The 21,137-nt window shown below is 60.4% G+C and carries 13 protein-coding genes and 3 pseudogenes; 13 read left to right on the forward strand and 3 right to left on the reverse strand.

All coding sequences use genetic code 11. The features are described from left to right. The 8 genes and pseudogenes from ACLGGT_RS21485 to ACLGGT_RS21520 all read left to right on the forward strand — a co-directional run. A pseudogene (locus ACLGGT_RS21485) lies at positions 1-645 on the forward strand (cytochrome c biogenesis CcdA family protein); the annotation flags it as partial. Positions 646-919: 274 nt separating this feature from the next. Next, positions 920-1,090, forward strand: coding sequence for a hypothetical protein (locus tag ACLGGT_RS21490; RefSeq protein ID WP_437197718.1), 171 nt, complete (start codon positions 920-922; stop codon positions 1,088-1,090). A 37-nt stretch (positions 1,091-1,127) separates the two neighbouring features. Beyond that, a pseudogene (locus ACLGGT_RS21495) lies at positions 1,128-1,566 on the forward strand (prolipoprotein diacylglyceryl transferase family protein). 581 nt (positions 1,567-2,147) lie between these two features. Next, entirely contained in the window at positions 2,148-2,309 is a 162-nt protein-coding gene (locus tag ACLGGT_RS21500) for a hypothetical protein (RefSeq protein WP_437197622.1), read from the forward strand. A gap of 174 nt (positions 2,310-2,483) precedes the next feature. Further along, positions 2,484-2,654: a hypothetical protein gene (locus ACLGGT_RS21505; protein ID WP_437197623.1), complete on the forward strand. Its 171-nt coding sequence runs from the start codon at positions 2,484-2,486 to the stop codon at positions 2,652-2,654. Positions 2,655-2,696: 42 nt separating this feature from the next. Continuing rightward, positions 2,697-3,572, forward strand: a complete 876-nt coding sequence (locus ACLGGT_RS21510; RefSeq protein ID WP_437197625.1) for a sterol desaturase family protein — start codon at positions 2,697-2,699, stop codon at positions 3,570-3,572. After that, positions 3,569-3,973, forward strand: a complete 405-nt coding sequence (locus tag ACLGGT_RS21515) for a DsrE/DsrF/TusD sulfur relay family protein (RefSeq protein WP_437197627.1) — start codon at positions 3,569-3,571, stop codon at positions 3,971-3,973. Before ACLGGT_RS21510 ends, ACLGGT_RS21515 begins: the two co-directional genes overlap by 4 nt. Beyond that, positions 3,883-5,242, forward strand: a pseudogene (locus tag ACLGGT_RS21520) (ISKra4 family transposase). The gene ACLGGT_RS21515 and the pseudogene ACLGGT_RS21520 overlap by 91 nt, the downstream one beginning before the upstream one ends. A gap of 205 nt (positions 5,243-5,447) precedes the next feature. Here the strand turns inward: ACLGGT_RS21520 and ACLGGT_RS21525 are convergent. The 3 genes from ACLGGT_RS21525 to ACLGGT_RS21535 all read right to left on the reverse strand — a co-directional run bounded on the left by ACLGGT_RS21525 (position 5,448) and on the right by ACLGGT_RS21535 (position 8,652). Beyond that, positions 5,448-6,290 (reverse strand): hypothetical protein, encoded by an 843-nt coding sequence (locus tag ACLGGT_RS21525; protein ID WP_437197628.1) that lies wholly within the window; start codon positions 6,288-6,290, stop codon positions 5,448-5,450. Between the two features lie 240 nt (positions 6,291-6,530). Continuing rightward, positions 6,531-7,187 carry a hypothetical protein gene (locus ACLGGT_RS21530; RefSeq protein ID WP_437197629.1) on the reverse strand — a complete coding sequence of 219 codons (657 nt, stop codon included), beginning with the start codon at positions 7,185-7,187 and terminating at the stop codon, positions 6,531-6,533. Positions 7,188-7,767: 580 nt separating this feature from the next. Next, positions 7,768-8,652 carry a WYL domain-containing protein gene (locus tag ACLGGT_RS21535; RefSeq protein WP_437197630.1) on the reverse strand — a complete coding sequence of 295 codons (885 nt, stop codon included), beginning with the start codon at positions 8,650-8,652 and terminating at the stop codon, positions 7,768-7,770. Between the two features lie 130 nt (positions 8,653-8,782). Here ACLGGT_RS21535 and ACLGGT_RS21540 point away from each other — a divergent pair, with 130 nt between their 5' ends. From ACLGGT_RS21540 to ACLGGT_RS21560, 5 genes are all read left to right on the forward strand, one after another. After that, positions 8,783-11,446 carry a PD-(D/E)XK nuclease family protein gene (locus tag ACLGGT_RS21540; protein WP_437197632.1) on the forward strand — a complete coding sequence of 888 codons (2,664 nt, stop codon included), beginning with the start codon at positions 8,783-8,785 and terminating at the stop codon, positions 11,444-11,446. Next, complete coding sequence (locus tag ACLGGT_RS21545) at positions 11,446-14,847, forward strand: UvrD-helicase domain-containing protein (RefSeq protein WP_437197633.1); 3,402 nt, start codon at positions 11,446-11,448, stop codon at positions 14,845-14,847. The genes ACLGGT_RS21540 and ACLGGT_RS21545 overlap by 1 nt, the downstream gene beginning before the upstream one ends. A gap of 127 nt (positions 14,848-14,974) precedes the next feature. Then, entirely contained in the window at positions 14,975-16,228 is a 1,254-nt protein-coding gene (locus ACLGGT_RS21550; protein ID WP_437197634.1) for a DUF6361 family protein, read from the forward strand. Further along, positions 16,225-18,030 (forward strand): phospholipase D family protein, encoded by a 1,806-nt coding sequence (locus ACLGGT_RS21555; protein WP_437197635.1) that lies wholly within the window; start codon positions 16,225-16,227, stop codon positions 18,028-18,030. The genes ACLGGT_RS21550 and ACLGGT_RS21555 overlap by 4 nt, the downstream gene beginning before the upstream one ends. Further along, positions 18,027-21,029: a helicase gene (locus ACLGGT_RS21560; RefSeq protein WP_437197636.1), complete on the forward strand. Its 3,003-nt coding sequence runs from the start codon at positions 18,027-18,029 to the stop codon at positions 21,027-21,029. Before ACLGGT_RS21555 ends, ACLGGT_RS21560 begins: the two co-directional genes overlap by 4 nt. Positions 21,030-21,137: the final 108 nt, after the last annotated feature.

Consider the following 21,137-nt stretch of genomic DNA (forward strand, 5'->3'; position numbering starts at 1 on the left):
TGTGCTTCCGCTCGTGCCAGGCTATGTCTCCTATATCGCGGGGCGCTCGGTAGGCGACGCAGTGACCCCGGGCCGCGGCCAGGTTGTCTGGCTCAGCCTTTGGTTTGTGCTGGGATTCTCCACGATTTTCATGATCCTCGGGGCCTCGGCCACCGCCCTTGGGCAATCGCTGCTGCGCTGGCGCTATGAGCTCAACTTCCGGCGGTGGAATCATCATCCTGTTCGGGCTCTTCATGCTGGGGGCAGCACGTATTCAGGCGATGAGCGGGATTTTCGGTTTCACCTCGACCCGGGAGGACGCCCCACGGGCTCTTATGTGCTTGGGCTCGCCTTCGGCTTTGGCTGGACTCCCTGCATCGGTCCGATCCTTGGCGCGATCCTGACCGCCAGCGCGACAAGTGCCACCATTGGAGAGGCGTGACATTGCTTGCGATCTACTCCGCCGGGCTTGGCATCCCGTTCCTGATCGTCGCCGCCTTCACCGACCGCCTTACGGGTCGCCTGCGCGGTGTGGGACGTTTGGGCCGTCGTCTGCATCAGGGCAGGCGTGGTGATGATTCTTATGGGATCGCCATGATCACCGGTCAGCTCAGCGCCCTGTCATACTGGTTACTCGATGTGTTTCCGGTGCTGGGTCAGATCGGTGAACGAGCTCCCTCATATGCTTCGGAGTTCGGCAAAGGGAGGTTGTCCGCCATGACCGACGGCAATCACCGCCAAGTTCATAAAGAGGAATGTTGATGCGCGAATCGTAATTTCTTTCGGCTTCCTATCCCGAAAAGTAACAAAGGAGCATGATCCTTGCTTACCGCAGCAATACCATTCCCCGACATAGGAACGGACCTTTTTCATTTGATATCTGGGGATTCCCAGTTGCGCGCTCCGTTGGTATGCGCTCGCGTATATCGTCGGAATCCTCATAGGATGGCGTATCTGCTTGGCGGCTGTCCAACGTCCGCCAATCTGGCCCCATGAAGGCCCTCCGCTTGACCCACGACGAATCGAAAGTCTTTTGACTTGGATAATTCTGGGTGTGATCGTCGCGGCCGCCTCGGCTTTGTTCTGTTTTATCAGCCCAGTCATTTCCTAACCAACCCTTGGGAGATCTTCATGGTATGGCAAGGGGGATGTCGTTTCACGGCGGCTTTGCAGGTGTGGCCATGTCGACTCTGGTATTTTGCATCCGTCATAAGGCGCCTCTTCTGAGCACGGCAGACATGCTTGCCCTTGCAACTCCGCCGGGGCTGTTTTTGGGGCGTCTGGCCAATTTCACCAACAACGAGCTTGGGGCAGACCGACGATGTGCCATGGGCCGTTATCTTTCCCGCGAGCAGCGCAGACTTGTCCGGGCCTTGTCAGCCTTTGCGCTCGCCATCCTCGCAACTCTATGAGGCGCTTCTCGAAGGACTTCTGCTTGGACTTCTGCTGCTCTATCTTGCCTGGCGACGCGACTGGCTGAAAGCGCCGGGCGCTTTGGCTGGCGCGTTTCTAGTTGGATATGGGCTTGGCAGAAGTTTTGTGGAACTGTTCAGGCAGCCTGACGCACAGTTCGTGAGCGGCCGATAACCCGATCGGTCATGCACTTCATTTCGGTGCTTGGGGGTTGACGATGGGTCAGGCGCTATCGGTGCCGATGATCCTGCTCGGGACGGGACTATTACTTCACGCCATGGGCAAGACGAAAAGTCTGAAACACAATTGGGGGGTAAGTGACTTGCGCCGGATGAGCTGGTGCCGCGCTCTGCCACCTAGAGGCCTGAAGAGTGCGACCTGCAAGGCAGGTATTGACACGGGAGCGCCGAAGTCTTGGACCAGATACATGGTTGATAGAACGCTATCTGTTGTTGTCAGGCGGGAGTTGCAAATTCCAATCTATGCCAGATCAGAGCTTAGTTTTCTCAAGGTTTGGTGATCAGGTCGTCACCAAGTGACCGCTGATGTCGGACATCAGAACAACCGGGTTCCGTACTCACCGCCCGCCCGTCCTCGCGCCATTCGGGCAGGCCGCCGCCATGCGGCGCGCGTTGAAGCCGTGATGGCGGAGGCGGGCCACGGCCTGATGGGCGTAGATGCAATAGGGACCGCGGCAATAGGCGACGACTTCGGCTTCTGGTCGAGCGCGGGCAAAAGCCGGTCGAGATCGGCCAATGTCGTGTTCTGCGCGCCGGGGATTGGCCTGCGGCGAACTCGTCTTCGGGTCGGATGTCGAGCAGGGTGACGGCGCCCTGCGCCAGACGTTCGGCCAGATCGGCGCGGTGATCGGCTCGGGCGCGGGGGCCTCCCCCGAAGCCCTCGAGAAATATCCGTGACCTGCGCCAGATTGGCCTCGGCCACCTCGCTCAGCAACCCCATGAGCGCGATGCTGCGCGCGTCCTTCAGCCGGTAGATCACCGCCTTGCCCGCGCGGCGGCTGGTGACGAGCCCGGCACGGCGCAGCTGCTGCAGGTGTTGCGAGGCGTTGGCGACCCGAGAGCCCGTCTTGCGTGCGAGGCCTCGACCGCCGCCTCGGTCTGCGCCAGCTGTTCCAGCAGCATCAGGCGCGCGGGGGCGGCAAGCGCCTGCGCGACGAGGGCGTATTCCTTCAGGAGGGCTGTTTCGGGCTGGTTGACATGGCGGGAGCGCGCCTTTACTCAATCAAGTTATTACTTGAATGATAACCGTTCCACGTCGCCGCGCAACCCCCGAAGGATCTGCTCATGTCCGACATGCTCCTGAATGCAGAAGCTGCGATCCGCCTCACGATCTTTCTGGGCATTCTCATCGGCATGATGCTCTGGGAACTCTCCGCGCCGCGCCGGCGGCAGGAGATCCCGCGCGTGCTCCGCTGGACAAACAATCTCGGGCTGGTGGTGCTGGACACGGTGATCCTGCGGCTGACCTTCCTGTGCTTGCTGTCGGTCTGGCGGTGCTCGGGGCTGAAAAAGGCTGGGCCTCTTCAACAATATCGACGCACCCGCCTGGGTGGCGACCCTCGTCTCGGTGCTGGTGCTCGACCTGGCGATCTACCTGCAGCATGTGCTGTTTCACGCAGTGCCGGGGCTGTGGCGGCTGCACCGGATGCATCACGCCGACCTCGAATTCGACGCCACCACCGGCTGCGCTTCCACCCGGTCGAGATCGTGATGTCAATGGGGATCAAGCTGGCGGTGGTGGCGGCGCTTGGCCCGCCTGCGGTGGCGGTGCTGATCTTTGAGGTGCTGCTCAACGGCACGGCGCTGTTCAATTCACGCCAATATCGACCTGCCGCGCCGGGTGGATCGCTGGTGCGCCTGATCGTGGTGACGCCCGACATGCACCGGGTGCATCATTCCACCGATCCACGCGAGACCAATTCCAACTATGGCTTCAACCTGCCGTGGTGGGACAGGCTGCTCGGCACCTATGTGGCGCAGCCCGCCAAGGGGCATCACGGCATGGAAATCGGGATCGGAGCAGTTCCGAACGCGGCGCGATCTGTGGCTCGATCGGATGCTGGTGCAGCCCGGTTCGCGGCCCGGCCTCGGGCCATGCCCTGGACCCCCGGATCACAACGAAGGAGCCAACGAAATGAAACACCTGATCCTGCTAAATGATCCGCCCTACCGGCACCGAGCGCAGCTTCAACGGGCTGCGCATGACGCATGCGCTAGCCAAGCAGGATGACGAAGCTGAGATCACCGTGTTCCTGATGGCCGATGCGGCGCAATGCGCCAAGGCGGGGCAAAAGACGCCCGAGGGGTTCTACAATATCGAGCGGATGCTGCGCCGGGTGCTGTCGGCGGGCGGCCGCGTGCTGATCTGCGGCACCTGCATGGATGCACGCGGTCGGAGTGGACAAAACATGGGGGTCATCTTCGTCGTTGCGGCCCGTGCTAAGGTGAGTTCTTTGCGTGGGGGGATGCCATGGACGTACGGACTACAATCGAAACTACCTTCGACAACGGGGAGAAGCGCACTCATCAGCTTGACGGCATTTCTCGACCCTACCGGGTGACCTGTCCAGACGGGATCGGGTTGCGCCTTGAGGATGGGAAGAGGGTTGTCGAACAGATTCAGCGGGCAATTCTTTGCGATCAGGTTGAGGAAATCATCCGAGAAAGCCGCGTATGCCCGGATTGCGCCTCGGTTCGTCCCATTCATGACTATCGCACGCGCGATCTCGACACGCTCTTTGGGCGGGTTCGGGTAAAAGCCGCGCGCTTGCGCCGCTGTTCTTGTGATGCCAGGTCAGCGGCAATGCCCGGCGGACCTATTTCTCCGCTGGCCTATTTTTTTCCTGACCGGTCTACCCCGGAGCTGCAGCGGCTCCATGCGGAACTCGGGTCCCGGCATTCCTTTCGCGAAGCCGCGCGGCTGATGAAAAGCTTCCTCCCCTGCCATCCGCCCCATCACACCACGGTGCGTGACCGGTTGGGAAGAGTAGCCACTGCGCTCGAGAAAAATCGAAGGGCATCAGGCGATCCCGTTGAAGCACCGCCCAAAGGTGGTTTGACGGTTTTTCTGGACGGTGCGCATATCCGCTGTCGACCGGAGTATCAGCAGCGACACCTGGATCTTGTGGTCGTAAGATTGAAAGTCGCAATATGTGCCGACGATTTGGCTTGGTCGCCAATGCGACGGCATCGCCAGGCAGCCGGATGCGAGAAGAGCTGTCAGACTTTGGATGGAAGCCGGGCCGTCTGTTGACGGTAATCTCTGATGGCGAGCTTGCTCTCCCGAACCTCATACGGAATGCCATGGGTGGCGACGGCCAGGTGAAGCATATCCTCGACTGGTGGCACATCTCGATGCGCATTCGACATGTCGAGGCCGCCGTTCAGGGTCTGGTCCAGATACCGGGATTCCCTGGATTCCGGTGCTGTTCCAGCGCCCCGCGAAAAGCCTCCGCTGGTGGCTTTGGCATGGCAGAGCACGGGTCGCGGAAACATATCTGAAGGCGCTCATGTATGATTGCACCCGCCTTGCGGAAGAGCCCCTGGCTGTCCGCACCGCTGCCGCTCGTGTGCAGGCCCGTTGCGAGACACTGTACACCTATCTCGCGAACAACATGGAATCCCTCGTCGACTATGGCCGACGGTACCGTACCGGGCTGCCCATCTCGTCATCACGTGCCGAAGGATCAGTCGATGACATTGCCAATGCCCGCATGGGAAAGCGCAGAAGGATGCGGTGGTCGCCCAAAGGGGCTCACCGAGTAGCCGTCACAAGGGCCGCAGTTCTCGATGGTCGGCTGACCGTCGCAAACAGAAAACGCGCCGCATGACCCCCATGTTTTGTCCACTCCCGATTTAAGGGCTACGCGACACCGCCCAAGAGTGTTGACGAATATCTGTCGATCCTGACGCAACAAGGGCTGGTCGCAACTGTTGCTGACCTGGAGCAGTTTGCCGATCTGCTCTGATTGGCGCCATCGCGGGTCTTGGCGTACTCAACTCGTTTTGGCATTGCAGGTGCTAACCTCTCCATTGTCACCGCGCAATCTCCCCAGCCAATACAGCTCGACCATGCACAGCCAGCATGGCCGTGAACCGCTGGCATCCAAACTGGCGGATGACCTCGAGAACCCGCGCCTCATAAGCGGCCATACCGATCTTGCTACACAGGTCGGAAGCATGAAATTGGCGGTTTGTGCTCGGCGCGGCCTTGATCTGATCGCGTAGCTCACGCTCGCGCGGATCGAGCATCGCTTGCGGTTTGGGCACTTCTTTTGGCCGAGGTGTAGCGCCCGGCGCGGTGCGCCACCTGCGCATGAATCCGAGCAAGAACCCCGCTGGAACCTTCTCGTTGCCGCGCGCGCGGTTGAACGCAAGGAAGCGATCCCAGATCACTTGCGTGTCGACATTCCAGCATGGAAGCACGGTCTTCGCAGCCTTGATCAAGTCGGCCCAGCAAGTCTGAAACACGTCTGAAACTGCATTAATGTTGATATGTCCTGAGAATACAGTTTTGTTATAGTCTTTACTAGATAGTGATGTGTCGTCTCTACCTGACGCGACATCTTCGATCTCGCCTTCTTCATCAAAGGCTGTGAAGCGAAAGAGCCAGGGTGCATACTTGCCATTGGGCTTTTGGCGGGTGAGTTGCAGCTGGGAGGCTTCGAGTTCAGTCAAGAGCACGGTCAGATACTGGCGCGAGACGCCCATTTTTTCTGCGAGCGTAGATAGAGTGAACGCGGCCGTCCCGCGTGACAGGCCGTTGTAGCCTTCCTTCCAGGCAATGCCATCGAGGATGATCGTGGCCAATTTATGGGCGGATACGGAAAGCTCTGTCTGTGTGATCCGTCGCAAGATCAGGCCGGTTGTGGGTTCCATGGTCGGTGTCTCCTGAGAGAGCCGAGGCCATGCCGTGAGGTAACAACATTTTTGCCAGCAAAACAACTTTGCTGGTTGCAGAGGTTCGGACAGTGCGCTAGAAAAATCTTGTTCACGGGTTTTTTCTAACGCGGCGTCAGGCTTCACGGTCTGGCGTCGTTTCCCTTTTTGGGGTCGGTGCACAGTCTCTGGTGCAGGGTTTATCGGATACGGGCCGGCGCTACGCCGCCCCGCGCAGTGTCAGTAGCGGACCTCTTCGAAGCCGTAGTTTCCCTCGTGGTCGCGCCAATCCACGAAGACGGAGCGGTAGCTGATCGATCTGCAGTGAACGGGCTCCGGAAGTTGTGATGCTGGCGGAACATCGGCTACGCTCGATCGTGTCCAACGATAGTCGCCTTGCACCCCATATGAACCGAGGCGGGTGCTATCGTAACGGTTGCAATCCCCATCCCGGTTTTCGCGCTGGCTGAACTGGATGTGATAGACGCGAATGCTGCGAACGAAGTCGAAGGCATCGCCCGAGATGTCGATGTCAGCCTGTTCTTCTGCCTGCACCGGCAAAAAGAGCGGCGGGTCTTGCGGCACGCTGATCTGAGGCTCAGTTCGGAAAGCGATGTCGTAGAGCCGTTCCAACGGCGAAAGCGGGGCAGGGGCGCTGAACGACACTCCCATCGGGCAGCGCCAGATCTGTAGCGGCGGCTCGATCGGCCACGGTGTAATCCGCCGAATGAAGACGGACCGCGCATGGGCGCAAGGCGCCGATGCTGGCCAGCCTCCGGCCAGACAGAGCAAGATGGCGCAGTCAACCTGGTAGGCTTGCGCCTGCTCGACTGAACCGATGAGGCTCGATACGGTGATGGCAGCGGCGGCTGCCGCGCTTCGGACCCTGTGCTTCATGACGCCGACTCCCACTATAATGGTGCTGCGATACAAAACAACACGCACGATAGCAAGGCGATTTCATCGTATCCTGCTGTGTCGGCACTCAAGGCTTCGTCGGTAAAGGTTCGGACCTTTGCGGGCGCGCAAGCATTGATAGTGATGCGCGGCGGCAGTTCTCGAAGCAGTCTTGCGATAAGTGAGCGGCCAGATCATAAAGCGAGATACTGCGACTACGAGGGTACGGGTCGCTGGAAGCGCCGCCCTGCCTCGAAGCAGGGAGCAGCCGTCTACGAAGCGGCTGTCAAAAAACACAATAAATCCGTGGATTAGTCAGGCACGGTCGGCGGAGAAACCGGAAGCCTTCAAGCCGGGCTCAGCCGCGCCGGCGCCGTGATGATCTCAGCACCGATATTGAGCGCGGTCATCGCCGCGGCAGGCTAGCACTTGCTCGGGAAGGGGGACGGTTTTTGACGCGGCCAAGCCCACGTCTTGTCGGGTCGATAAGCCCAAGCAATCACGAGGCTCTCGTTGAGCACCAGCACGCTAGTACTGAAAGTCATCCGGTAACAATGATCCGGTACACAATAGCCAGAACTCACAGGGCGAAATTCGCCTTTTCCAGAGCTGCGGCTGTTTCAGCCCTGTTGATCACTACTATATGCTGGCTCCGGGCTGGCAATTGAGCGGCATCACCTAGAAGGCCTAGGCGTTTCAGCACATAAAAGAGCATCGCGTAGCGGGCGGTCAGAACGGCCGAACCGCCTGCCATCCCATAGTCCTTTGCGACCACCGCCTTCTGACTTTCAGTGAGGTCGGGATGCGGGCCGATCTTGACAGTAAAGTGCATCTGCCAAAGAGCGTCTTGACCAGCAGGTGCGCCTGCATCACCAAGTTCGCCCACATCAAGAATGCGCGGTAGGAGGAAGTCTTTGAACTTGTGAGTGATGTGGCAGTAGCCGCGCACATGCCAGCGAAAGCCATCATAGCCAAAGGCATGCGGTGTGATGCGACGCCAAGTCGGATCGGGGCGATCCTCGCTCATCGACTGATAGTGGAGATCGATTGATTTTACGTCCCGCACCGCGCTCAATACGGTGCGCAGCACCTCAGCGTTGATATCGCGGCGGGGTGTCAGCGCGATGTCGGTGTCGGGCATCTGAGTGATCCACGAATCCTTCAGTTCGATCAATCCCTCGGCGACCGAGCGCAGGCGTGACAGATAGCCAGAGGGGTCTGGCTTCAGGAAAATGGGCTCAAAATCCGGGCCGGCCACATAGCGCCTAGCGCTTTTGTCATAGAGCGCATTATGCGGCGCGCGCTCCTGATAGAGCGTTAAATCCTTCGATGCCTGCGGCACCGACACATCGAACATATCAATGATGTCCGAGCGGTTGACGCCGCCTTCCCAGAACAGCCGGAACTCAATGAATTCCAGGCGGCGTTCAACGCCCCACTTCAGTGCTGGCCCCTCGCTGATCATCCGCCTTCATTCCTTCACATCAGGAGGGCATAAAAACTATATGGACATATCTACGATGCCCATATATTTTTTATCTACACGATGGAGTCGCGTCAAGCGGAACCAGCGAGACAATAGGAGGAAGTTGGCGGTGAACACCAATCCTAATCGGCGCACGATCGTCGCGCATGGCCGTTTGGCGATACGCGAACTGCGCCTCGATGCCGCCCGGCAGAGGTTTCACGGTCTGCAGATTCTCTCCTTCGAGCAGCTCGCCGTCCGGCTGGCTGGAGGCTTCACGCGGCTAATCGACGACGAGAGCCTGCGCAGCGCGATCCAAGCAGCCTTGCCGGAAACGCCGCTGGGTGAGCTCGATGGCATCAAACTGCTGCCGGGCATGGTCGATGCAGCAGCCGATACGCTCCACAAGGTCTGGCGCTCGGGGATCGACTTGGCCGCGCGCGCCCATGACCATCAACGCCTCGCGTCGATTGCACGCCTTGAAGCTGCTGTTCAGGAGCGGTTGCTGCCTGGAATGATGCGCCCCGCCGATCTGGTGGCGGCTGCGCTCAAGCGACTGGTCCATGCACCGGCGGCCATCGGCCCCGTCGAGATCGTCGGCATCACAGAACTTTCGCCGAGCTGGCGTCCACTTCTGGCTGCGCTTTCGGAGCATGTACCAGTCTCATGGGTCGCAGGACCGCGCCCCGTCCCGGAATGGCTTGCCGCAACCGGGATCAAGGTGCATCGCTCGGATGCACGGACACCTGAGCAGCACATTATCAGCGCAGCCACCGGCTATCACGAAGTTGTCGAGGCTATCCGCTGGGCGCGCGAGCTGATGGTGACAGACGGCGTCGATCCTGCCGACATCGCCATCGCCGCCGCCTCGACCGCCGAATATGATGATCACTTTCTCGCCTTGCGTGGGGACGCCAACCTCGACCTTCACTTCGTCCATGGCATCAAAGTCACCACCACCCGCGAAGGTCAGGCCGCAGCGGCGCTTAGCGATATTCTGATCCGCGGGTTCTCTCAGACCCGCATACGCAGGCTCGCGGCGCTTTGCGGATCAGAAACCGGCCCGTTCCAGTCATTGCCGCAGGGGTGGCTGCGCGTTCTGCCCGCGGACGCCCCGCTTGCCTCGCTCAGCGCCTGGGATAGGTTGCTCTCTCGTCTTACGGCTGCGGACTGGCCCGATGAGCGGGATCACACGGCGACCTTGCGTGCGATCATCGATCTGCTCGCAAAGGGGCATGCGGAAGCCGACGAGGTCGGCGCAGCGTTCCTGACCGGTCGAGCGCTATCGATCTGGCGCAAAGCACTTCTTGCTGGCCCGTCCGTGTCGCTCGATAGAACGCTCGAGTATCTGAAGCAGGATGACGGCCTTGAGGCCTGCGTGTCGCCGGCATGGATGCCTGCAAGCGCGCTCGCGGCATCGCCGCGTCGCCATGTGCGCCTCATCGGCCTCAACTCCTCGCGCTGGCCGCGCGGAATTTCCGAAGACCGGCTCATCTCCGACCACATCATCCCCACCGCCGAACTCGATCCGCTTCCGATCGGCGCTGCAGACCGGCGCGATTTCGAGACCATCTTGGCGACAACCGAGATCGAGGTCACAATGTCGCGGGCACGTCGCGACAGCGAGGGCCGGCTCCTTGGCCGCAGCGCCCTGCTCGGCCCGGTCGTGGAAGAAATTTACATCGCCCGTAACGCCGTACCCACTCATGCTTTCAGCGAGACCGACCGCCTGATGGCGCGGCCACATGAGTTCGCCAGCGACACACAGGCCGCCAGCGCGCTTGCCACCTGGCGCAATTGGCATCGCAAGGAAATTACGCCGCACGACGGATTGGTTCGCGCGGAACACCCGTTGCTGCTCTCCATCCTGGCGCAGGTCCAATCGGCCAGCTCGCTGAAGATGCTCCTGCGTAGTCCACTAGGCTTCGTCTGGCGCTATGGCATGCGCCTGAGGCTGCCTGAAAGCGGCACCGACCCGCTGGTGCTCGACGCACTCGCGATGGGCGATCTCGTCCACATGACTCTTGACCTCGCGCTTCAGGATCTGGAAGCGAATGGCGGCCTTGCCAATGCAGGCGATGCCAAGATCTCCGATGCAATCGAAGTCGCAGCCGGGAGCGTCGCGGGCGTCTGGGAAAGTGAGCGGGCAGTCCCGCCGCCGGTTATCTGGCGACGTATGCTCGACGATGCCCGCACACTCGCAGAACGCGCGCTGACCTATCGGGGTGAGCATATGGACGACGCTCGTTCCTACGGGGAAGTGGCCTTTGGTGGCGCCTCGCCCAAGACCGGCGCCGGCAGTCCATGGGATACAGCGATCCCGGTCGCTATCCCCCAAACCGGCATTGCTATCAAAGGCTATATCGACCGGCTCGATCTTTCGGGTGATGGCACGCGCGCGCTCGTCCGCGACTACAAGACTGGCCGACCGCCCAAGGACGATATCGGCATCGATGGTGGCCGCGAGTTACAGCGCTGCCTCTATGCGTTCGCGGTGAAAGCCCTTCTGGGAGCGGGCGTGTCGTTCAGCGCCTCGCTGCTTTATCCGCGTACCCAGACCGACCTTCTGCTCGCCGATCCCGAAGCGACGCTTGGCGAGCTCACCGCCTATCTGCAGTCTGCGAGCACCAGCCTGAGCGCTGGCCATGCGCTGATCGGACCGGACACCGGCGGGACATATGACGATCTCGCCTTCGCGCTGCCCGCCAACGCTGGCGCGACATACTGCAAACGCAAAATGCCGGCTGCGACTGAGCTCTTCGGTGACGCTGCTCTAGTTTGGGAGGCCCAATAATGACCGTCGCTCTGAATATCCTGCGGGACGACGCTGCGCGCCGTACTGCGATCAGCAGCCATGACCAGTCGCTCCTCGTGGAAGCCGGTGCCGGTTCCGGCAAGACCGCCGTCATGGCTGGCCGGATAGCGGCCATGCTGGCGCAAGGCGCTGTTCCCAAATCGATCGCGGCGGTGACGTTCACCGAGCTGGCCGCGAGCGAGCTTCTTGTGCGCGTCCGCGACTTTGTCAGCGAGCTTGTCGCCGGGACGATCCCGACCGAACTCAAGATCGCTTTTGCCGGTGGGCTCTCCGAACAGCACAAGGCGCATCTCGCAGAGGCTGCTGCGCATATTGACGAGATCACTTGCTCGACCATTCACGGCTTCTGTCAGCGTTTAATCAAACCCTATCCGGTCGAGGCCGATATCGATCCCGGCGCGAGCGTCATGGATCGCAATCAGGCCGACCTCGCTTTCATCGAAATCGTTGAAGCGTGGCTGCGCGAACGGCTTTCCGGTGCCGAGGGCGGCCTCATTGCCGAGATGGTGCTCTATAACCCTAGCGAAACGGTTGGCCTTATCCACCGGATCGTCGAGAATCTGCGCAAGCGGCGTACCGTCGCCGCCCCCGCCGCTGACCCGCTTGCTCCTCATCTCACAGCGTTTCGGGCAGCGGCAGCGGAATTCGCGGAGTTCATCCGCACCGTGCCGGCCGTCGAGGAAGAGACAGCGGTCTTCGCCGAGCGCTTTGCGGAAATGGCGGATCGCCTTGAGGGCGGACCCGCAATAGATACGCCCGCCGGGCTCGTGCGACTGCTGACCCTACCGCCGCATCCCGACCTTTGCACCAAGGCCGGCACGTTCCTGGCCTTCAAGAAAAAGGGCAAATGGGTCGAAGCGGCCAAACGCGAAGGTCTCGCCAAAGCAGATGGCGAGCGGCTCAATCTCGCAGCGGAAGCAGCTTATTCGACATGCTGCGTGGCATGGCAGACGCTCACCCAGAATGTCGCGGGCCGTGTCCTTGCCGACTTGATCAGCGAAGTGCGCCCCTTACTCGATCACTTCCGCGACTATAAGCGGTCCGCCGCGTTGCTCGATTTCGACGACCTGATCTTCGCGGCGCGCGGTCTTCTGCGCGACCATGACGATGTGCGCCGCGCACTAGCCGGCCGCTTCACCAAAGTGCTGGTCGATGAGTTCCAGGACACCGATCCGCTCCAGACCGAAATCTTCTGGCGCCTATGCGGTGAGCCCGTGGAGGCTGGAGATGCGAATGATTGGACGAGTTTCGTCATCCGCCCCGGGGCCCTTTTCCTGGTGGGCGATCCCAAGCAGGCGATCTACCGTTTCCGCGGCGCCGACGTCTCGGCCTATGTCCGTGCCCGCAATGCGTTTGTCGCCCAGGACGAGGACAGCGTCCTGTCGATCTCGACCAACTTCCGGTCATGTGCTCCGATCCTGACCTTCGTGAACGAAAGGTTCGAGGGGCCGCTCTCGAGCGACGGCCAACCCGGCTTCATGGCGCTCGACCCCTTTCATGCCGATCGCGGGGAAGCGCTGTGTATTGCCGCACTTGACGTCGCGGTCGCCGGCGAGGACGGCAAAGCATCAGCCGAGCAACAGCGCGATGGCGAGGCCGAAGCCGTAGCGCAGATGTGCGCCCGGCTCATCGGCAGCGAAATGATCCTTGATCGGCGCACCGGCGCAGGGCGCTTGTGCCGCCCAGGCGACATCGCTTTGCTTGCGCCCACCGGCAGCGATCTATGGCGCTATGAGGAAGCCCTGGAGCGCTATGGTATCCCGGTCGCGACCCAAGCCGGCAAAGGCCTTTTTCGCCGGCAGGAAGTTCAGGATCTGATCGCGCTCACCCGCGTCTTGGCGGATCGTCGCGATACTCTCGCTCTCGGCGCGCTGCTGCGTGGGCCGCTCGTCGGCCTGACTGAAGAGCAACTCCTCGACATCATCTGGGCGCTGCCGCGCGCTGAGGACGCACCCGACAAACTTCCGCGGTTTGACATGGGCGTCGATCCGGCCGACATCGCGCATCCGTTGGCTCGTGCCACGATCGAGAAACTTCAAGCGCTCCAGCGTCAATGCAACAGCACCACGCCGCATGAGCTATTGTCTCACGCAATCGATGCGCTGCGGGTGCGGCCGATCCTCTTGGCGCGTCACCGCGGCCAGGCCGAGCGCGCGCTGGCCAATGTCGATCTCTACCTGAGCCTGACCTCGGCATTTGCGGTACGCGGGCTGCGCGCCTTTGCCGAGAAGATGACAGCGGCCTGGACCGACGAGGCACGCGCCGTCGAAGGGCGGCCGGACGCTCAGGAAGAAGCGGTTGCGCTCTACACAATGCACGCCGCCAAAGGGCTCGAGTGGCCGATCGTCGTCCCCATCAACACGATGACGGGGATTAAGGCGCCCGATAGCGCAGTCACCGACCGCGACAGCGACACTTTCTATTGCCCGGTCTTCGGCGTGAAGCCGGCAGGCTATGAAGCGGTGCTCGACGCCGAGAAAGCTGAACTCGACCGCGAACGCATCCGTCTCTGGTATGTCGCGGCGACCCGTGCCCGCGAATTATTGGTGCTGCCGCGCCTCGATGCGCCACAGTCCAAGTCCGCATGGATTTCGCTGGTCGATCTGTCGCTGGCCGAACTGCCGGCGCTCGATCTTTCGCATCTGCCCGAAGGGATGGGTGCGGCAGCGGAACAAGCAGTCAATATTCAGACTCGCGATAGCTTTGCTGCCGAAGCCGCCGCGATCCTCGATAAGCGCCAGCGCCTCGTCTGGCTCGCGCCAAGCCGCGATGAAAGCCACGCTGGCCCGGTACTGACGCCTGAAGCCGTGGATATCTGGGCGGCTGGCGATGACAGCCAGCCCGATGACAAAGGGCTGGCGCCGAACGTCCAGGGTGGGCGAGAGCGAGGCCTCATCCTCCATAAGCTGCTTGAAGAAGTGCTGACCGGCGAGACCGATGGCGGTGAGGCGGCGTTGGCCGATCGGGCTCAGGCACTTATCTTGGAAATCGGGAAGCCGGTGATGGACGATCCTGCCCTAGGCTTGAGCCACGACGAACTCGCCGGCTGCGTGGTACGGACGCTCAACCTACCGGAAATCGCCGAGCTGCGGCCCAGTCTGGTGCCTGAACTGACCGTTTATGCGGCGATTGAGGTTGAAGGGGTTGAGCAGGCAACGATCGGTATTGCTGATGCGACCAGTTTTGGCAGCGACGGCAAGCCTGCTGTCGTAATCGACTGGAAAAGTGATGTACAGCCGACAGCGGAGACCATTGAGCACTATCGCGCGCAGGTCCGCGCCTATCTCGACATGACCGGCACCGAACGCGGGCTGATCGTACTGGTGACATCCGGCCAGGTGATCACCGTCGAGCCAAGTCCGACAGGCGTCGCTGCCTGAAGCGCAGGGAGGCATGGAAGCGATGCAGAAGCGAACGATGGCAGTCAATAGTACGCGGCTGCCACCAAGCATTTAAATCCGCAGGCATTTATGCTCTGATTCGATCACGTCTAGGGGGGCGGGCCTCGTGTCATCTTTTGGTTTTACGTTTCTTTCGCGCAAAGCACTCGGTCAGGCTGAGCAAATGATGTTCGGCGGTAAGGCTGGCGTGCGCGACGAGGTCGGCTTTCTCATCGTCCACCAGCGCTATGCCGATCATTTCTTTCCAGGGACCTCGGTTCTGCAGACACGGTTACGTTATGCGCTCCTCATCCCTTGGCTCTATCAGAGCTTGCGAACGAGGCGCCCGATTCCCAAGGATTTTGCGCTGGCCTTTACCGATCTCGAACACGAACTGACCGGACGACTCAAATTTGCCGAGGGACTGGGCGGAGAGAAGGATGGCGTGATCGGTGGGGAGGTTTATCCCCGCGCGATAAGCCAGCCACCCGCCTATGTGTATTGGACTGCGCTCGCCAAGTGGGGCCTGATCGGCACTCGCCCTGACGGTCGTCCCTGGGGTCGCCCGGATATGGCCAAACTCCTCGCCTCATCCAGCAAACGGACAATCCACGACGACGACGGCAAACCTTTTGAGGCAATGGCTTGGCCGATCTCAGGGTTGATCGATGCCCCCGCAGATTGGGAGGACTGGGGAAACTGGAACGAGCGGTACAACGAGGATGGCGATGGAAAACTGACCCTCGACCTGACTCCTCGGGAGCAAAGCTATATCGCTGGCAAGTTGCGCGCCGTCCGTTCGCCGAACGACCCCGGCGAACCGTCGCTCTTGGCTAAACTGGTAGGAAAGCCGCTCGATGGCGCAGACCATTGCTGGGACGCAGCGATTGTATCTCTGGCCGGCCATGAAGCTCCGATGCTAAAACGCGCCGGCCAAGCTGCGGCGCTATCGGCGATAGGCAGGGCGATCTACGCAGCCTTGGTCGAGATCCTCAAAGAGAACAGAGATAAACGCCCGCAGCCTGATCGGCATCGATCGGCGCTCAAAGACACCGTCGATCAATGGGGCAAGCAAGCCTCTCGGCTTGATATGAACCTATTCCTTGACGAAATTGGGCATCTTCCACCGCCGGTCGAGGCTGTCTTGAAGGATACCTTCGCCTGGGTTCGGGCGGGCGGCAAGGATCCCATGTCGCTTCTTGATGTCTATGCCGGAGCCGAGGTGAGCAGGAAGGACGATCGCGCACGACTCGCTGCCAATCAGTTCGGTGTAGATCGCCGCATGGAGTGGCAAGGCGAACACCATGGGCAAGCCGATCCGCTCCACTATCGCTGGGGCAACGTAAAGCGCCTGCTGCGCGATCTGGAGGGTGTTGCATGAGCGACCGGCAAGCATGGCCCGGCCAACCCTATCTCGACGAGCTGCGACCGGGGCGACTGGAAACGGTCAGGCTAGCGCTCTTTGCAACCTATTCGGTTGACCTCTCCGCGGTCGCTGCGACGTTGCTGGCACTGATCGGCCGCAACAACGAGAAAGGCAGCGGCACAGCGGTCGATTTCGCCCAAGCGATCGATACGCTGCGTGATCGCGTCAGGATCATCATACAGCGCGGCCGGATCGCGCGACCAGTCGCGCTGCCTCGCATTGCAGGCATCCTCGATCAGTTTATCGCCGAGCAGGATCATGATGAACGTGATCGCAGCTGGCACCCCAAGATCGCCCTTGTTGCCTACGATTGTCCTAGAGGGGAAATCCGCTGGAAACTGTGGATCGGCAGTCGAAATTTGACTAGATCGCAGGATCTCGATGTTGGCGTTCTGCTGGACGGAACCAACAAGCGCGCGAAGGGTCGCGGCCGCCTTAAAGGCGTTGGTGCGCTGGCGGCAACTCTCGCACGGGCTGCATCGCGTACCGATGCCGAACACTTGGCCGAGCAGCTGGAAGCGATCTGGTGGCAGGCCCCAGAAGGCTTCCAGTTGCGCTCCCTGCTCAACGGGCTCGATGAAGATACTCCGCTTCCCGCACAGCCGCCCACCGGCCAGATCGATGGAATAACGGTCATCAGCCCTTTCTTGTCGCCCGGGTTCCTGAAGACGGCCGGCAAATGGGGACCGGACGGTTCCAGAACGCTGATTTCGTCGATGCCAGCTCTTGTAGATATGGCCAGTCGATCGAGCAAGCCGCTCAAGGCATTCTCAAAAATCCTAGCCTATGCCGCACCAGATATGCTGCCCGACAAAAGCGCCGTTGCGCTCCCAAGCAATGAGGCTGTCACCGAAGATGATGCTGAGCCGTCCCCGCTGGCTTTACACGCGAAGCTCGTTTGCTTTCATTTAGGCGAAAGGACGATCTTCAGGATCGGGAGCGCCAACGCGACCGAGCGTGCGTGGGCGGGCCGCAACTCGGAGGTTATGGTGGAACTGGAGGCTGGTGACGCATTCACGTCCGGCTTGGTTTTCCTGGTCGGGAAGGCAACGCCAGTCTCCATCGAGGAACTTGCTGCAACTGCAGCACCAAATGCGAGCGAGGCTGACGCGTTGGAAGAATCGCGCAAGATGCTAATGGCCTCGTGGCAGCCGATCCTGCGGCGCGACGGCGAGCGCTTCTTGATCGATGCAGGCGCAACGCCGTTGCTCGCATATCAAGCTCACCAGCTCGACGCTGGGTCCGTAAATGGAGATCTTCTGCCTTGGCCAAGCGGCGTTAGTCGGCTCGATCTCGGAACTATTCCCCTATCGCACCAATCCGCTTTCATTCAGGTTCAGATCAAAGGCCCGGACGGCGCCGTTCGATGGATGCAGCGGGTCGTTATCGATCCCCCGTTGGACGAGCAGCGCGACCTTGCCGCGCTCGCTAGTCATATGGGGCTTCGCGCATTCCACGACTGGATGCGCGCAATGCTGAGCGGAGACACGCTTCCGGTTGGCGGTGGTGACTGGGATGAAGATACTCGTTCGCCTGTAAAGCGTCATAAAGGCCAAGGCTATGATCGCCTGACGCTGGAGGACATTCTCACCGCCTGGGCGCGCGATCGAAAGGCGTTCGGTCGTGCCGATCGTTACTTTGCGCCCTACGTCGACGCACTTCTCGCGCATGGCGACAATCTCAGCGACGCGGAGAAGGTAGACTTGAATGAACTCGCGCAAATCTGGGCCATCGCACGGACCAGGCTCACGTTATGAGCGCTAGATCCATGCCTTTCCAAGCCGCGACGGTTAAGGCGGCTACCGCAGCCCTTTCGGGCGATAATCCGCTCCGTCGCTTTCTTGTCGCCGATGAGGTGGGTCTCGGTAAAACTGTTGTTGCGCGCGATACACTTGCCGCGCTCGCAGATAGGGCACGCAAGTTTACGGTCTATTATATCACCAGCGGGCTGAAGGTCGCCGACCAGAACAAGCTTGAGCTGCTGCGATTTCTCGACAAGGACGACGCTAAACATGCGCTGTCAGGCATCGATCGAGTCGGACTCATTCCCTTCGAGGAAAAGCGCAAAGGCAAGCTGCGTCTGTACGCTTTTACGCCAAGGACCTCATTCTCCAACTCCCAGCGTCTTTACGGAGGGAAGGCTGTCGAGCGTGCGTTCATCAAACTGTTGGTGGACGAGCTCTATCCGGGGCTTTCGGATGAATTTCCCGAAGGCTACATCGAATATGGGGCGACTTCGGGCTGGCCTTGGGCATGCGGTGCAGCCCAAGATAAATTCGACAATGTCTCTGGTGTCTTCAAAGCCGCCTATGGGCGTGCGCTACGTGCGGAATTTGGCAAGCCGGCACGCGAAAAAATTCTGCGTGCAATAGAGACAAGCAAGCACGGTCAGAGCCTGGGCCGGATGCGAAAGGCGCTTGCCCAAGCTGCGTTGGATTCCGCGCCTCCCGATCTCGTGATTTTCGACGAGTTTCAATGCTACCGCGACCTTCTCAACGCGGGCGAGGATAATCCGCTGGCGCGCCAATTGCTGGAAGGACAAGAAGGGGAAGCGCCGCCGCCGATCCTCCTCTTGTCTGCCACGCCCTATCGCTTTTACGCCGAACGCTGGGAAAACGGCACCGGAGCCGCACCACACCTCGAATTTTTTGAGATTATCGAGTTCCTGGGTGGCTCGACCATTCGCGCGGAGGCTGAAGCGCAGTTTTGTCGATTTGGTGATCTATTGCATTTGATTGGCCACTTGCCGCTCGACAATCGGCAAGCCGCTATCGAGGAGGCGCAATCCCTCAAGCATAGTCTGGAGGATCTCCTCACACCATTGATGTCGCGTACCGAACGTCCAGTGTTTCACCATCCAACAGAACCCGAACCCTACTCCGTAAGGATCGAACCCCATGATCTCGACGTCTATAGACACTTCACCGATCATGTATCGCCCAAGCTGGCAAGCAGCGCGATCGCCTACTGGCTGTCCGTGCCACTGCCCGCGCAAGCCTTGGGTGATCGGTATCAGATCTCTCGCGACATAGATTTTCCTGCAACGCGCAGTGTTCCACGCCTCGGGGTCACGAATTGCTTCAAGCCGCCAAGAGATGGCTGGGGAAGCGCCAAGCTGCGCGCGCTCAACAGGCTCGTGCCAACTGACGCGCTCGCGCTCCCGTGGGTACTGCCGTCTCTGACATGGTGGGCACCTTCAGGCCCTTGGACAAAAGTGACGCAGTCCCCCAAGATGTTGATCTTCAGCCGGTTCAGGGCGACTCCCCAGAGCCTTGCGGCTCTCGTCAGCCTCGAGGTCGAACGCAAGCACGTTGCGAAAGGCAATCTTCTCTACGCAGCCGCATGGAAGAAACGGCACCTCAATCCCAAGCCCAAACAAGGCCCGACGCTTGCCCTGTTTCATCCCAGCCCATTCCTCGTTCGAACTGTTGATCCCCTCGATGTGAAGGGGAAAGCGACAATAAATCAGGTCAGAGCCCGAGCGCGTCAGCAGATCATTCAATCGCTGCCGGCGTCGATTGCGGCCAAAGCACCGAATGCGCGCAGCAACCGGCGGCGCAAACCAGCATGGGCGGTCCTCGCTGCGATCGAGCGCGCCCAGAAAGCCCCGCTCGCCCGCGAGTTCAACTCGGTTCAGAAGTGCTGGAGCCGGGTCGCGCCAAAAGACATGGCGCTCCAAACGCTACTCAAACAACGCCAAGACGCCGATGCGATCACATGGCTCAGCGGCTGGGAACTCGATGCCTTGGTCGATATGGCGCTTGGCGCTCCGGGTGTTGTGGTCGGCCGAGCACTTTACCGCCACCTGCCCAGCCTGTTTGACTTCAACGAGCAGCATTTCACGCAGTTGGTGCGCTTCTGCTGGACGCGGCTGCGAACCTATCTTGATCGCCCCGTATTCTGGTCGATCCTGCCGGGGGAGGATGCGACCCAGAAATATCAAAGTGCGTCCATCGACGGCTGCCTTGAAGCGGTACTCGATGAACATTTTTGGCTGCGCAAATCAAAGGTCAATGCCGATGGGCTGATCGAGGATTTGTCCGCGGCGCTCGCTGCAAACGTCGGTACATTCGGGTTCAAGGGGGCTAAAAAACGCGACAAGATCCGAATCCGCTGCCATGCTGCAGTGCCGTTCGGCGGCACAGAAAAGGAAACGCAACGGCACGATCAAGATACCAATGAACCGCCACCGGCGCGCTCGGAAGAAATCCGCAGCGCGTTCAACACGCCCTTTTGGCCGCACGTCTTGGCGACAACCTCCGTCGGCCAGGAAGGACTGGATTTCCATAGCTGGTGCGACAGGCTCGGCCATTGGGATCTCTGCTCAAGCCCAGTCGATCTGGAGCAACGCGAGGGCCGGGTGCAACGCTTCGGTGGACTAACTGTACGACAGCCGCTTGCCCTCAAACTCGGTGAGCAGGCCCTAGCCCAGGCCCGAGGCCGAACATTGTCGCCATGGGATATAATCGCGCGCAACGCGGATGAGGCCTTTGCGGATGACAAGACTGGCCTTAGCCCGTGGTGGACTATGCAAGGCGCGGACCTCAAGCGGCACCTGTTCGCACTACCCCAGAGCCGCGACATAGATCGGTTCGCGAAGTTGAAGACGCAACGGTTGCTCTACCGCCTCGCCTTGGGGCAACCAAATCAGGAAGATCTTGTCGATTTGCTGACGCAAGACGACGTGGAAACCACGCGATCATTGCAAGCGCTTACCCTCGATTTATCTGCATTTTCCCGCATAAAACGCGAGTAAGTGCCTGTCGCTCTATACGCCTTGCCTATGCAGTTCAGGTGATGCAGCCGATCCGAAGCGCATAAGAAACACACTTAAAAGACTCGTTTGAGCAAGGAGTTATTGTTG

Origin of the sequence: Roseovarius sp. MS2, assembly GCF_051447875.1 — a bacterium.
In the GTDB taxonomy this organism is placed as follows: Bacteria; Pseudomonadota; Alphaproteobacteria; order Rhodobacterales; family Rhodobacteraceae; genus Roseovarius; species Roseovarius mucosus_A.